We start from the raw sequence: 13,508 nt of genomic DNA, 5'->3' as shown, positions 1-13,508 counted from the left end.
TGGACGCTAGGAGGCAGTGGCGTTCTCAAAGGTTTGGACGGCGCGGCCCGCCAGGCGCGGGATGATCTGCGAAACGCCAATGCGCTCGAAATGCTCGTACTCACGGTGTGCGGCAAAGCCGGCCGCATCCCGGTAGCGTTCGAGGATCACGATCTCCGCCGCGTTGTCGACGCCCTGGAAAAAGTCGTAGGCCAGATTCGCCTCTTCCCCGCGCGTGGCGGCGGCCATCTCGCCCAGGAGCCGCAGGACGTCGTCCGTTTCCCCGGGTTTCACCGTGTAGCGGACAACAACCTGGAAAAATGTCTCTGCCATGCCAGCATTCCTTGCTCTCGAGCCTTGTGGACGCAGCCACCCCAGACCAACCCTAACGGGATGGCAACCGGCTGCCAAGCGGCTGTCGCCGCCCACGCGGAATCGGGAACTGCGGGGCCCAACGAGGAAAGGGAGGTGCACAGTGCGCACCTCCCTTTCCTTGTCATCCGGCTCCTACTGCGCGGCAGTGGCCCTCAATGCGGCCATGCCGGCCGCAATCCGCTTCACGCCCTCCACGATGGCCTCCTCGCTGGCAGCATAGGAAAGCCGGATGTGCTGCTCGCCGTACTGTCCAAACTCGCCACCGGGGCGCACGGCCACACCGTGCTTGCGCAGATGGGCGACCATCTCCTCCGACGACAGGGATGCGTCGTACTTCGGGAAGAGGTAGAAGGCTCCCTCGGGTGTGCCGACATGCAGGCCGTCAATGCCCGCGAGACCCTCAAGCATCAGGGCGCGTCGACGGGTGTAGGCCTCGTGCATCCGCTCAATGTCCGGACCGCAGGTTTCCAACGCCGTCAGGGCCGCCAACTGGTTGGCGGTGTTGACGGAGCCATTGAACGTGGCATGCACGCGGGCTGCCGCTGCGATGACGGAGGACGGTCCCCACAAGTAGCCAACGCGCCACCCGGTCATGGCGTAGCTCTTGGAGAAGGTCTGGCAGTAGATGGTCCGTCCTTCAAGGGCCTCGATCTGCAGGGCGGACGTGAAGGGCTCCGCCGTGTAGACGAGATCACTGTAGGCCTCATCGGTGAGCACCAGAGTGTCGGTGCCCGCCAGTAGGTCCGCCAACGCCTCCAGCTCAGCACGGCTGTGGACAATGCCGGTCGGGTTGGAGGGGTTGCAGAAGACGAAGAGCTTTGCCCCGTCCAGGGCCGAGGACAGCGCCTCGAGATCCCAGTGGAGGTCGGCCGCCAGCGGCACGGGAACCAACACACCGCCCGCCATGCTGACAAGGTCGGCGTACAGCGAGTAGGTCGGGTCCGGGACCACCACGCGGTCCCCCGGATTGACGATGCCCAGGATCGCCGCGGCCAGGCCGGCCGTGCCCCCGTGGGTGATGAGGATGTCGGCACTGGAAACGGGTTCGCGCGTCAGCTCCGATAGCCTGCCTGCCAGAGCCTCGCGGAGGACGGGCTCTCCCTGCGCCGGGGAATAGTGGGTGTGCCCTGCAGCCAGGGCCGCTGTCGCTGCGGCCCGCACCTGCTCCGGGGTGTCGAAATTGGGCTCGCCTACGGCCAAGGAGACGAGGTCCGGGCTGGACTGGGGCTGCTGGACACGGCGCGAGGTGCGCTGCACACGTTGGACGGCCTCCGCAGCAGCGAAGGGGATCTGGACGGGCGCTGGAATGTTGGTCATATGGATCCTGCTATCTGATGGTGGAAGGTGGATGTCAGCTGTCGGCGGGGTTGCCGGGCACCAGTGATTCCGGCGCCCCGGCCCACCTGCTGATCTCAAGGTCGCCGGAAACATCGCGCTGGAACGTCGGGGCAATGATCAGTTCCTGGATGACGGTGCGCTGCGGCAGGGTGGCCACCAGGTGCACAGCCCTTCCAATGTCCTCCGGCTGGACCATGGCTGCGCGCTCGTCGTCGCGCGGCGGCCTCGCCCGGTTGTCCATGATGGGAGTGCTGGTCTCACCAGGAAGGATGGTGATGGCCCTCAGCCCGTCATTGCGGAACGTATTGTGCAGATAGGTCATGAAATTGCGCACCCCGGCCTTGGCCGCACCGTACGCTGCCCCGCCCAGCAGATTGGGGTTGACGGCAGCCAGGGACGAGATGGTGATGATGGTGCCGGTGCGGCGCTCGAGCATGTCGGGCAGTACGGCCTGCGTCAGCAGATAGACGGCATTGAGGTTGACGTCCATCACCTGCTGCCATTCCTCCTGGCTGATCCATCGAACGTTAAGCACCTTGCTGGCGCTGCCGGCATTGTTGACCAGAATGTCCACCGGACCCAGATTGGCCTTGACCCAGGCAACCAGGTCATCAACTTCGGCCTTGGATTCGATGTGGGCCGTCCGGGCAACGGCATCACCGCCGGCACGCTTGATCTTTTCGGCCAGCAGTTCAAGAATCCCCGGCCTGCGCCCCACCAGCACCACCGTGGCGCCTTCGCTGGCAAGCTGCGTTGCGCTCTCACGGCCAATTCCCGACCCGGCGCCGGTGACAATGGCGACTTTGCCGTCTAGAGCTCCCACGGTGGTTCCTGCTTTCTGCATTAGGTAGTGATACACATCTCTAAGATGAGAATACTTTCTCATCTATTCCACGCCCAGTCAATGATCCCGGGATGATCATTGCACCGACGGCCGCGAACTCCCCGCACCACCTCTTGCCTGATTGGCGGCAGGGGGTCACACTTGGATCAGTGAAATGCGAATTTCATCTCATTTCAGAATCAACAACCACTTGGAAAGAGAGACCGACGTGTCATCAGAGAACATCCGCGTGAGCCCGGCCTGGACGCGCCCCGCACCCTTGCTGCTCGAAGCGTTCCGCGCCTACTCCGTGGCCAACCTGGGCGACGCCGTAGGCCGGCTGGGAATCCCCGATGGTGGGATCGTGCCCATTTGGGCCGGCGCGAGCGCCGTCGGCTCAGCACTGCCCGTGCTCACCGTGGCCGGCGACAACAAGTCGGTCATTGACGCACTTGACCACATCCAACCCGGCGACATGCTGGTCATCAACGCCTTCGGCTACAACGGCCGCGCCATCATGGGCGACAACCTGGCCCAGCGGTTCGAGTTCCACGGCGCCGTCGGCGCCGTCGTCGATGGCTACGTCCGCGACCGCTCCATCATCGAAGAACTCAAGTTCCCCGTCTTTGCCCGTGGGCTGACACCTGCGGGGCCGTTCAAGAACGGCCCCGGCACGATTGGCGAGGCTGTGGCGATTGGCGGCGTGGTCGTCAACCCTGGCGACATCGTTGCCGCCGACGACGACGGCATCATCTTCATCCCCATCGACCGCGCCGCCGAGGTCCTTGCCGAAGTCACGAAAATCGTCGAGCTTGAGGCAAGCAAGGACGCCGAGGTCCAGGCCATGCGGCACCAGCCGGCCTGATCCAGGCGACCCCGCATCGACACGCGTCCGGCGGTCCACCCTGCGCGGGTGGGCCGCCGGACGCGTGCTTGCCAACCCCCATGAAACGAGTTAACTCAGAGTTAACAGAACAATGAAGAAACGTGCTTGACGCCACAGCAAAAACGAGACAGACTTCTCATATGTGATTGGCATCTCAGCCGCTTTGATCACAGCACACTCTTCTTCGAAAGGCCGCCATGACCAGCACCAAACCCGGGAACGGCACCCTGGACACGCAGCAGATTCAGGTAGCCACCGCCGACGGCAAGGTCGTCCGCAGGGCAACCGTCGCCGGAGCCATGGGCTCGTTCGTCGAATGGTACGACTACGGAATCTACGGACTCCTGACGACCTATCTGGCAATCAACGTCATGGGCTCCAAGGACGTCGGATCGCTCCTGCTCACCAACGTCGGCTTCTTGGTCAGCTTCCTGGCCCGCCCCTTTGGCAGCGTCATCTGCGGCTATCTGGGCGACAAGATGGGGCGCAAGACGCTGCTGTCCACCTTGCTGCTGCTCATCAGCGGCGCTACAGCGGCAATCGGCCTGATTCCCTCGCATGCTGCCATCGGTGTGGCCGCACCCATCCTGCTGATCCTGCTTCGAATCCTCCAGGGCTTCTCGGCCGGTGGAGAAGTTGCCGGCGCCATGTCCTTCGTGGGCGAGTACGCACCCAACCGCACCCGCAACTTCGCCATGAGCTTCATCGCCGTCGGGTCCTTCCTCGCCCTGCTCTTCGGCAGTCTGCTCTCCACCGTGCTGATCGTCACGCTGGGTGACGCCACCATGGAGGCGTGGGCCTGGCGCATCCCGTTCCTGGTTGCTGTACCGCTGGGTTACGTGGGGTTCTACATCCGCAGCCGCATGGAAGACACTCCGCACTTCGCAGCCCTGCGCGCCGCCAACCACGTGGAGCGCAACCCGCTGCGCGCCGTCTTCACCTCCAAGAAGCACCTGCAGGCCATCGCGATCACCATCTTCCTGCCGGCCGTCAACGGCCCCGGCTACTACCTGCTGTTTGCCTACATGCCCACCTACCTGAAGACCTCTCTGGGCAAGGAGCACAACTTCAGCAGCGCACAGGCCCTCATGGTCACCGCCGTCGGCCTCGTGGCCATCATCATCGCCATCCCGCTCATGGCCCGCCTGTCCGACCGCATCGGCCGCAAGCCCGTTCTGGCCATCTCCGCCATCGCCATGGCAGCCGTGTCCTACCCAATGTTCGCCTTCATCGCCACCGGTCAAATGGGCCCGGCCATGGCCGGCGCCGCCGTGATGGCCGTAGCCTTCGCCGGCCACGCCGCCGTCGTGCACACCGTCCTGACGGAGATCTTCCCCACCACTGTGCGGTACAGCGCCTACAGCATTGGGTTCAGCATCAGCACCATCATCTTTGGTGGAAGCGCTCCGCTGGTCATGACGGAACTGATCAAGGCCACGGGCAACCCCATGGTCCCCGCCTGGGCGTCCATCATCACCGCAGTCATCACGCTGACCACCATCTTCTTCCTGAAGGAAACCAAGGGCCAGCAGCTACGCTCCCACTAGAGGAGCCCCGCCTGCCGACACCCCCGGCGCACGGCACCGCAACACACCACCATGAACCTAGCCCCCCAAGCAGCCACCACCAACCATCTGGGAGACACAGTGGGAATCAACTCAGTAGCCGTCGTCGCCGACCTCGGCGAGAGCTACGGAAACTACACCATCGGCGACGACGCGGCCCTGCTCGGCCTCGTCACCGCATCCAACATTGCCTGCGGCTTCCATGCCGGCGACCCCCGCGTCATGGACGCCACCGTCAAGGAGTGCGTGGAGCGCGGCATCGAACTCGGAGCGCACCCGGGCTATCCGGACCTCGTGGGATTCGGCCGCCGGCTCATCGAAGCATCGGAGGAGGAGATCCGGACCGATGTGCTCTACCAGATCGGCGCCCTTGACGCATTCGCCCGCATCCACGGCGGCACGATCAGCCATGTGGCACCGCACGGCCGGATGGGCAGCATCGCGCAGACCGACCCCAAGCACGCCCGTGCCATTGCCGACGCCGTGGCCGCCTACGACTCCTCCTATGTGGTGATCTGCCAAAATGGCGTCCTGGCGGACGAGTCGCGGGCCCGGGGCCTGCAGGTGGGCTATGTCTTCCTGGCGGACCGCGGCTACGGCGAAGACGGCATGCCTGTCCCCCGCTCGGCGGAGGGTGGACTCCTGTACGACCCGGCGGAAATCGGCCGCCGCGTGGTCCAGGTGGTCCAGGATGGCACCGTCCGGGCCGTCTCCGGAAAGGTTGTGCCCCTGGGCCACGACTGCGATGTGGTGCTGCTCCACGGCGACCACCCCGATGTCCTGGCCAATGGCACGGCCCTGCGCAAGGCACTGGCGGAAGCCGGTATTGCAGCCACCGGCCTGCGCGAAGTGCTCGCCGAAAAGGCCGCTGCGGCGGCGTCGGCCTGATCCCCGGTCGACGATAGGTCCGCCTCCCATGGCTGCTTTCGAAAACCTTGCAGACAAGATCGCCATGCACGAGTTTGGCGACTCCGCATTGATGCTCAGCGTCCGCGATGACGACCCGGCCGTGCGCCGTGGCGTCATCGCGGACGTGCGCTCCATCCTGCTGCCCCGCCTCCCCTATGGAGCGCGCGACGCCGTCGCCGGCTTGGAGTCGCTGCTCGTCGAATTCGACCCCCTGGTGGTGGCTCCGCGCCAGCTCGCCCAGGTGTTGGAGTTGATCATCAATGTCCACCAGCACGACGCCGGGGGCGGCGGCACCGCACCACAGCAATTCCTCATCCCGGTGGATTTCCGCAGGGAGTTTGCGCCCGATCTGGACGATGTGGCCAGCGAGCTCGGCCTCACCCCGGCGCAGGTCATCGAAGCGTTCACGGGCTCCTCCCTGCGGATCAATCTCCTCGCCGCGGCCATGGCACCCATGATGGACGGCGTTCAGTTTCCGGCGCCGGTGAGCAGGTGCGCCATCCCCCGCACCGATGTGGCAGCAGGTTCCATCATGGTCGCAGGACTCAATGCCATCATCCAGCCGTTCCCCGGCCCCACCGGGTGGAAGGTCATCGGCCGGACCCCCTTGCGGATCTGCGACATCGCAGAACAGCCGGCAACGTCCTACACCGCGGGCGACAACGTCAGATTCATGGCACTCGAGGACGGCCAATGGCCAGATCTTGAGGGCCAGTTCCTCCGCTCCACGAAAGTCGAAACCCCGTGAAAAGACTGGTAACCCTTGATGTCGCCGAGGCCGGCTGGCTGAGCACCTACCAGGACCTTGGAAGGACCAATGCCGAGGCCATGGGCGTTCCCAGCGGAGGCGCGGCCGACCAGCACTCGGCAGCCGTCGGCAACATCCTTGTCGGCAATCCCCGCACCGGGGCATGCATCGAGATCATGGGCGGGCGGTTTTCCTTCACGCCGTCCAACGACATCCTCATCGCCGTCACCGGAACCCCTGCGGAGCTCACCATCGGCGGCTGCACCGCTCCCCTGTGGACGCCCACCCGCGTCCCGGCCGGCGCCAAGGTCACCATCGCAAGAGCCACCGAGGGGGTCCGCTCCTATCTGTGCATCGCCGGAGCAATCCATACTGCGCATTTCATGGGCAGCTGCGCACCCGACGCCCGGATGGGCTTCGCCCAAAAGCTCTCGGCCGGGGACCAGATCAGTGTCCTCACGGCCAACAGCGGCTATTCGCATCCCTACTTCGACAACATGCTCTTCCGGCTCCCCGTTCCGATTCCGACCTACGGTGGCGGCATCTGGACGGTCGACGTCGTTGATGGCCCCGAAATGAATGCCACGCCAGGGATCAGGGAGCTCATGACCTCGTCCCTGTACACCGTCGGCGGCAGGTCCGACCACGTTGGCCTTCGGCTCGACGGCCCTGTCCTGCACCCCGAAGGCCTGGGGGAAATCACTTCCCATGGAGTGCCCGTTGGAGCGATCGAGATACCGCATTCCGATGAGCTGATCATCCTGGGCCGCTACCGAACCCTGACGGCCGGCTACCCCATCGTGGCCTTTGCCACCACGGCGGCACAGTCCATGCTCGGCCAGGCCGGACCCGGGCGCCGGATAACGTTCAACTGGGTCGCGGCGGCGGACGCCGTCCGGCACCTGCGCTACCGCGAACACGAGTTGAATGTTCTGGAGGACGCCGTCCACAGTGCCTTCACGGCCGCAGGCCTTCCGCTGTCCGAATCAGCCAGCCCACTGTGACCCACTCCGTGGGCAAGGGCACAGACAAGCGTGCCCTGCTCATTGCCGCCGCTGGCGAACTGGTGGCAGCCTCCGGCCGCGACGTGAAGATGGCCGACGCCGCCCTCCACGCGGGCATGTCTGTTGCCACCGCCTACCGCCATTTCCGCTCCCTCGACGCGGTCCTGGCCGCCTACCGTCTTGACGTCGGTAGGCGGCTGCGCCATTTCAGCGTGCACGCCCCCGGCACCGGAGTGGTGCTCCTTGATGCCGTCTGCAGGCAATGGATCGACTTGGTGCTCCTCCACGGACCGGCCATGATCCAGTCGCGCTCACGGCACGGCTATCTCGCCCGGCTCAAGGACGAAACGCCCCACCTCATGGACCAGGCGCTGGCCCTGAAACGGCCATTGGCCCAGGCCTGCCTGGACCTTGGCCTCTCCGTTGCCGGCGATGAGGCCATGTTCTTGTGGAACCACCTGTTCGATCCCCGCGAGATCATGGACCTCGCCCAGACTGCAGGACTTGACCGGCACCAGATTGGGAACCGGCTTGTCGGCGCCCTGCAGGGGGCGCTGCGGGGCTGGAGCCAGGGGACGCCCTGACCCACCCCGTCCACCGCAGGGACGAAAAATGCCGTCCGGCCACCAGATGATCTGGTGGCCGGACGGCATTTCTGTTCCCCAGCGCCGCAGGGTGCGGCTAGCCGATGTCGAACCCCGGTCCGCCGGGGACGGAATCGATCAACTTTCGGGTGTAGGGATCCTGCGGGTTCTGGTAGACAGCATCCACCGAGCCCGCCTCGACGACGTCGCCGTTGTAGAGGACCATGATGGAGTCGCTGACGTGGTGCACCACATCCAAATCATGGGAGATGAATGCCATGGTCAGGTCCAGCTCCCGGCGAAGCCGGCCCACCAGATTCAGCAGCTCGGCCTGGACCGACAGGTCAAGCGCCGAGGTGATTTCATCGGCAATGATCAACCGAGGTTCCACCGCGAGGGCCCGGGCGACGGCAATGCGCTGGCGCTGGCCTCCGGAGAACTCGTGGGGATAGCGGCTGGCTACATCTGCGTCGAGCCGGATGGTGGAGAGCCAGTACTCAATCTTCTCCCGGTGCAGCATGGGGCTGGAACGCACCGGGTCGATCGCCTCGGCCAAGGTCTGGCCGATGGTCCGGCGCGGATTCAGCGAGGAATAGGGATCCTGCGGAATCATCTGCACCTTGCGGCGCATGTCCCGGCGCTGGGGGCCGGTCATCCGCCCGACGTCGATGCCGTCAACCAGAATGCTGCCGGAGCTGGCGTGCACCAGCCCCACAATCGCCTTGGCCAGCGTTGATTTCCCCGAGCCTGATTCGCCGACGATGCCCAGCGTTTGGCCGCGGGAAATGCTGGCGTTCACACCCTTGAGGACCGTCACTGCCGAGGACCCGGCGCCAAAGGTGACCACGAGGTCCTTGACCTCAAGCACCGGCGCAGATCCTGCCGCCTGGGCCGAATTGCTGTCCGTCACGGTGATACCTCCTCAATCTCTTCATCCAGGTTGAATGCGTCCGAGCGCAGTGCCACAAGCTCGGTCTTGCGTTCGGACATGCTGGGCGTCGCCGCCAGCAGTGCCTTGGTGTACGGGTGCTTGACGTTGCCCTTGGCCAGATCCGCTCCCGTGAGCCTTTCCAGCACCTTGCCGCCGTTCATCACTATGACGGTGTCGCACAATGCCTGGACCACACCGATGTCGTGGGAGATGAACAGCATCGCCGTGCCCCGTTCGCGGTTGATGGAGCGGAACTGCCGCAGGACATCGGCCTGGACGGTGACGTCCAGTGCGGTGGTGGGTTCGTCGGCGATGATCAGCTTGGGATCCGACACCAGGGACGTGGCGATCATGGCCCGCTGGAGCATACCGCCCGAGAGCTGGTGCGGATACTGCTTCATGCGCGACTCCGGCCGGGTGATGCGGATGTCGGCCAGCGCCTTGACCATCTTGGCCACGGCCGTGGTGCGGGATTCCTTCAAATGGACACGGCTGACTTCCGTCAGCTGGGAGCCCATCCGCAGCGCCGGGTTGAACGTCGTTCCGGGGTCCTGGTAGACCAGCCCGATCTCCGTGGCCATGCGCCGCGGATCGTTGCGCCCCAGCAGGTCCAGGTCACCGACCCTCAGCGTCCGGGCGCTGACGGTGAGCTCCTCAGGCAGCAGTCCGGCAATGGACATGGCTGTCAGCGACTTCCCGGACCCTGACTCGCCGACGAGTCCAACGACCTCGCCGGCCCTGATGCTCAACGACAGCCCCTTGACCAGTTCCTTGCCCGTCGGTGCCGTGATGGTCAGATTGTCGACCTCAACGAGGGCATCGGCGCTGCTGCGCAGCGAGGCCGGCAGCTCGGAGGCCTGCCTGCGGGTGCGGTGCCTGCGCCCGCCGCGCGGGTCCGACGCGGCAGCCAGGCCGTCGCCGATCAGCATCGCGCTGAGGCCTGTCACGGTGATCATGATCGACGGCATCACCGCCTGCAAAGGCTGCGAGTAGATGTTGACCAGCGCTTCATTGAGCAGCCGGCCGAAATCGTACTCGGGGTTCTGCACGCCCAGGCCAATGAAGGACAGGCTGGACAATTCGATCAAGGTGGTGGCGAACACCGTCGCCGTGAGAATCAGCAGCGGCTCCGCCATGTTGGGCAGAAGGTGGCGGGTGATGATCCGCGGTCCGGGCACCCCCAGCAATCTGGCGGTGGACACGTAGTTCCGCTGCGAGATGGATGCTGCCATGTTGGCCGTCAGACGGGAGAAGGCCGGAATGCTGGCAATGGCGATGGCCAGCACGGCAGACCAGGTGCCCTGGCCGAGGATGGCAGCGATCAGGAGTGCGAAGATGAGGCTCGGGTACGCCACGGCCGCCTCGATCAGCCGCAGTGCGCCGTTGCGGACCTTGGCGGGGGCCAGCCATACGGCCGTGCCAATGGCGATGCCACCCACCACCGCCATGATCGTGGTCGAGACGGTCATGAGCAGGGTGAGCCGGGTGGCCACCAGCGAGCGTGCTAACACGTCGCGGCCAAAGTCGTCAGTCCCCAGCCAGTGCTCGGCACTTGGGCCCTGGGATGGGTTGGCCGTGAGTGTTTCAGCGGAGCTGGTCAGGAAGAGCGGTGCGACGACGGCGATGGCCACCATCACGGACATCATGACGACGCCGATGAGCAGGCCTGGGGTCCAGCGGAACCGGCGTCCGGGGGTGCGTGGTGTCTTAGCCATTGGAGCGCTTGCCTCCCAAGGTTCGGGGGTCGATGAGACCGAGGATGACGTCAACCAAAAGGTTCAGGACGATGGCCAGAAAACCGAGCACCAGAATGATCCCCTGGATGACGGGGTAGTCCTTGTTGACGATGGCAGTCACGATCTCTTTTCCGACACCAGGCCAGTTGAAGACGTTCTCGATGATGATGGCGCCGCCAAGCATCCCTGAGAGGATCAGCCCGGCCAGCGTCAACGCCGTCGTGAGGAGGTTGGGCAGCGTGTGGCGGGCGTACAGGCGCAGAGCCGGAAGGCGCCAGCCACGGGCCGTTCTGAGGTAGTCCTGTTCGAGAACCGTGGAGGTTTCCCGGCGGACCACACGGGAAATGGAACAGATGGGACCGACCGACAGGCCGACCACCGGAAGGATCAGGGCCGTCAGTGTTGCGGCACCCGCCGCCGGCAGAATCCGCCAGGTGATGGCAAAGAGCACCACCAGAATGGTCGCCAGGACATACTGCGGAACCGCCTGGAAGAAGCCCGTGACCATGCCAAAGGCGACATCCAGCCACTTGCGCCGGTTTCCGCGGGTGAGGATGCCCACGGACATGCCCGCCGGAATGGAAATCAGCAGCACGGCGGTGATGCCCAATAAGGCAAGTTCTGCGGTGTAGGGCAGCTTGGTGGCAATGATCGTGGTGACGGAGGTGCTGTAGGCGAAGGAATTGCCCAGATTGCCGGTGGCCAGATCGCCAACGTAGTTCAGAAAACGCAGCCACAGCGGATCGTTCAACCCCAGGCTGTGCCTGATGGCGTCGATCTGTTCGGAAGTGGCATCCGCCCCCGCGACGGCCACCGCCGGGTCGCCGGGGATCAGCGGCACCATGAAGAAGGTGACCACCACCAGGATGGCCAGGGACAGCAGGACTCCCCCGCCCCGCCTGATGGCGTATTCGGTCCATGGCGAGAGGTTTCGGGCACCACCCCGGAGCCGCGGACCGCGGCTCCGGGGGTTGTTGTCCAGGGCAGTTGCCCTGGACAACGCGACGGGCTCAGACATAGTGGTTCCTTACTTGGTGATGCGCAGGGTGCCGTAGTCGACAATCCCCGACGGTGCCTGGATCGAGAAGCCTGCGCGCTGGACGACGATCTGGGGCTCGCCAACCAGGGGAACAATGTCATTGTCGGCAAGGATCGACGTCTGCGCGTCGGTGTAGGCGGCGCAGCGGGCGGCATTGTCGCTGGCATTCTGTGCGGTGCTGATGTCGGCCAGCACCTCGGCGTTTTCGGCGCCGCCGATGTTGCGGCCACCCTTTTCGGTGGGGACGCCCGCGATGCGGGTCAACGATGCAGCCACCGTGCCAACAAAGTTCGCATCGCCCTGGATCGTGAGATCCCAGGTTTCCGGCTTCGTCTGGGTCATGGTGGCCCAGGTGCCGTTGTCCACGAGCTTCAGATCAAGGGTTGCCCCTGCCGCGCGGAGTGCCTCCTGGAGGTAGGTGCTTCCGGCCCCATTGGGGCCGATGCTGGTGGTGCCGACCATCTTGAAGGACTTGCCCTCAAGGACCGCTTTGGCCGCCGCGGTGTCTTCCTTGGTCAGCTTTGAATTGTCCGGAAGGGCACAGGCAACGGTCGGAGCCACGATGGAGTTGTAAGCAATTCCCTTGCCGGCGTAGGCGGCTGCGTTGAAGGCCTGCTGGTTCACCACCTGTGCCACAGCCTTGCGCAGTGCGGGGTCGGTGAAGGGGCTGCCGGGACGCTGGTTGAAGAGGACGAAGATGCCGGCGAAGGGCACGGTGGACACCGTGTAGTCCTTGTTGCCGTCGAACCGTTGGGTATCGGCCGGTGCGATGTCGGAGACATCCATTTCGCTGGTGAGCAGCTGGTTGGCGACGGTGGTCTTGTTCACGCCGGGGAAGAGCTTCACGGTTTTCGCCGGGACGCCGTCCAAGGCTTTGGCGTATTTCGGCCAGGCCTTGTAGTCGCTGCGCAGGGTCATCTCGTAGGTGACGCCGTGGCTAGCCTTGGTCAGCGTGTAAGGCCCGGAGAATGCGGCGGGGACAGAGCCCTTGGCCAGCCCGTCCAGATCAGCCAGTCCGGCCGGGCAGATGATGCCTGTCTGGGCCAGGGTCAGCCCGCCAACGAGCTCACTCCAGGGCTGGGCGAGCTTGATGTTGACCTTGCCGGCGGCGTCGTCGGCAGTGATGGTCGGCTGCCCGGGGCCAAAGACGAGCTTGCCGAAGTTGTTTTTCGTCGCCGGATCGGCGAAGTAGTTCAGCGATTGCGCCACGATGCTGGGCGTGATCGCCGTCCCGTCGGCGCAGGTGGCGTCGCTGCGGATGGTCAGCGAGGCCTCGGTGGGCGTTGCCGACCAGTCTGTCGCGAGGCCGCCGACGAACTTCCCATCGGCGTCGCGCCTCACCACCGTGTCATAGAGGAAGCGGGCCACCTCGTAGTCGTCCTTCGCGTTGGCCTTGGCCGCGTTGAACGTTGTGGGGTCCGAATTGAGGGCGGTCCGGACGGTGTCGGTTGACGGGCCGGTGCTCCCGCCGGCGCTCGGCGTGGTGCCGGTTGTACAGCTGGTGAGCAGCAAAGCCGCTGCCACCGCAGAGGCGGACAGGACGGAACGTGCAGTATTCATTCAAAGCTCCTTGAGTGCGGGATGACCAGGC

At 65.0% G+C, this 13,508-nt stretch carries 13 protein-coding genes; 6 read left to right on the top strand and 7 right to left on the bottom strand.

Features of this window, described 5'->3' with window-relative positions:
- Window positions 1-6: 6 nt before the first annotated feature.
- The 3 genes from K254_RS0105395 to K254_RS21920 form a co-directional block, all read right to left on the bottom strand.
- Window positions 7-312 (bottom strand): putative quinol monooxygenase, encoded by a 306-nt coding sequence (locus K254_RS0105395; RefSeq protein WP_026554499.1) that lies wholly within the window; start codon window positions 310-312, stop codon window positions 7-9.
- A 174-nt stretch (window positions 313-486) separates the two neighbouring features.
- Window positions 487-1,671, bottom strand: coding sequence for a pyridoxal phosphate-dependent aminotransferase (locus K254_RS0105390; RefSeq protein ID WP_026554498.1), 1,185 nt, complete (start codon window positions 1,669-1,671; stop codon window positions 487-489).
- A 34-nt stretch (window positions 1,672-1,705) separates the two neighbouring features.
- Window positions 1,706-2,515 carry an SDR family oxidoreductase gene (locus K254_RS21920; RefSeq protein WP_035749612.1) on the bottom strand — a complete coding sequence of 270 codons (810 nt, stop codon included), beginning with the start codon at window positions 2,513-2,515 and terminating at the stop codon, window positions 1,706-1,708.
- A gap of 229 nt (window positions 2,516-2,744) precedes the next feature.
- Here K254_RS21920 and K254_RS0105380 point away from each other — a divergent pair, with 229 nt between their 5' ends.
- The 6 genes from K254_RS0105380 (at window position 2,745) to K254_RS0105355 (ending at window position 8,211) form a co-directional block, all read left to right on the top strand.
- Window positions 2,745-3,380: an RraA family protein gene (locus tag K254_RS0105380; RefSeq protein ID WP_026554497.1), complete on the top strand. Its 636-nt coding sequence runs from the start codon at window positions 2,745-2,747 to the stop codon at window positions 3,378-3,380.
- 218 nt (window positions 3,381-3,598) lie between these two features.
- Window positions 3,599-4,948, top strand: coding sequence for an MFS transporter (locus K254_RS0105375; protein ID WP_051388880.1), 1,350 nt, complete (start codon window positions 3,599-3,601; stop codon window positions 4,946-4,948).
- A 99-nt stretch (window positions 4,949-5,047) separates the two neighbouring features.
- The gene (locus K254_RS0105370; RefSeq protein ID WP_026554495.1) at window positions 5,048-5,854 is read left to right on the top strand and encodes a LamB/YcsF family protein; all 807 of its coding nucleotides are present in this window, start codon (window positions 5,048-5,050) and stop codon (window positions 5,852-5,854) included.
- Between the two features lie 28 nt (window positions 5,855-5,882).
- Window positions 5,883-6,623 (top strand): carboxyltransferase domain-containing protein, encoded by a 741-nt coding sequence (locus K254_RS0105365; RefSeq protein ID WP_026554494.1) that lies wholly within the window; start codon window positions 5,883-5,885, stop codon window positions 6,621-6,623.
- Window positions 6,620-7,627 (top strand): biotin-dependent carboxyltransferase family protein, encoded by a 1,008-nt coding sequence (locus K254_RS0105360; RefSeq protein ID WP_026554493.1) that lies wholly within the window; start codon window positions 6,620-6,622, stop codon window positions 7,625-7,627. The genes K254_RS0105365 and K254_RS0105360 overlap by 4 nt, the downstream gene beginning before the upstream one ends.
- Window positions 7,624-8,211: a TetR/AcrR family transcriptional regulator gene (locus tag K254_RS0105355; RefSeq protein ID WP_026554492.1), complete on the top strand. Its 588-nt coding sequence runs from the start codon at window positions 7,624-7,626 to the stop codon at window positions 8,209-8,211. The genes K254_RS0105360 and K254_RS0105355 overlap by 4 nt, the downstream gene beginning before the upstream one ends.
- A gap of 97 nt (window positions 8,212-8,308) precedes the next feature.
- Here K254_RS0105355 and K254_RS0105350 read toward each other — a convergent pair whose 3' ends face one another.
- Genes K254_RS0105350 through K254_RS0105335 form a run of 4 tightly spaced genes read right to left on the bottom strand, consistent with a single transcriptional unit; the run spans window position 8,309 to window position 13,477 of the window.
- Complete coding sequence (locus K254_RS0105350) at window positions 8,309-9,121, bottom strand: ABC transporter ATP-binding protein (protein WP_231391753.1); 813 nt, start codon at window positions 9,119-9,121, stop codon at window positions 8,309-8,311.
- Complete coding sequence (locus tag K254_RS21915) at window positions 9,118-10,857, bottom strand: dipeptide/oligopeptide/nickel ABC transporter permease/ATP-binding protein (protein WP_081709917.1); 1,740 nt, start codon at window positions 10,855-10,857, stop codon at window positions 9,118-9,120. Before K254_RS21915 ends, K254_RS0105350 begins: the two co-directional genes overlap by 4 nt.
- Window positions 10,850-11,896 (bottom strand): ABC transporter permease, encoded by a 1,047-nt coding sequence (locus K254_RS0105340; RefSeq protein ID WP_051388877.1) that lies wholly within the window; start codon window positions 11,894-11,896, stop codon window positions 10,850-10,852. Before K254_RS0105340 ends, K254_RS21915 begins: the two co-directional genes overlap by 8 nt.
- Window positions 11,897-11,905: 9 nt before the next feature.
- Window positions 11,906-13,477: an ABC transporter substrate-binding protein gene (locus K254_RS0105335; RefSeq protein WP_026554489.1), complete on the bottom strand. Its 1,572-nt coding sequence runs from the start codon at window positions 13,475-13,477 to the stop codon at window positions 11,906-11,908.
- Window positions 13,478-13,508: the final 31 nt, after the last annotated feature.

The sequence above is a fragment of the Arthrobacter sp. 35W genome (genome assembly GCF_000482545.1).
Lineage (GTDB): Bacteria > Actinomycetota > Actinomycetes > Actinomycetales > Micrococcaceae > Specibacter.
This window is presented reverse-complemented; position numbering and strand designations above follow the sequence as displayed.

What these genes read in the sequence shown, in the direction of transcription:
- K254_RS0105395 (WP_026554499.1), bottom strand. Translation starts at nt 312, where the DNA reads ATGGCAGAGACATTTTTCCAGGTTGTTGTCCGCTACACGGTGAAACCC.
- K254_RS0105390 (WP_026554498.1), bottom strand. Translation starts at nt 1,671, where the DNA reads ATGACCAACATTCCAGCGCCCGTCCAGATCCCCTTCGCTGCTGCGGAG.
- K254_RS0105375 (WP_051388880.1), top strand. Translation starts at nt 3,599, where the DNA reads ATGACCAGCACCAAACCCGGGAACGGCACCCTGGACACGCAGCAGATT.
- K254_RS0105365 (WP_026554494.1), top strand. Translation starts at nt 5,883, where the DNA reads ATGGCTGCTTTCGAAAACCTTGCAGACAAGATCGCCATGCACGAGTTT.
- K254_RS21915 (WP_081709917.1), bottom strand. Translation starts at nt 10,857, where the DNA reads ATGGCTAAGACACCACGCACCCCCGGACGCCGGTTCCGCTGGACCCCA.
- K254_RS0105340 (WP_051388877.1), bottom strand. Translation starts at nt 11,896, where the DNA reads ATGTCTGAGCCCGTCGCGTTGTCCAGGGCAACTGCCCTGGACAACAAC.
- K254_RS0105335 (WP_026554489.1), bottom strand. Translation starts at nt 13,477, where the DNA reads ATGAATACTGCACGTTCCGTCCTGTCCGCCTCTGCGGTGGCAGCGGCT.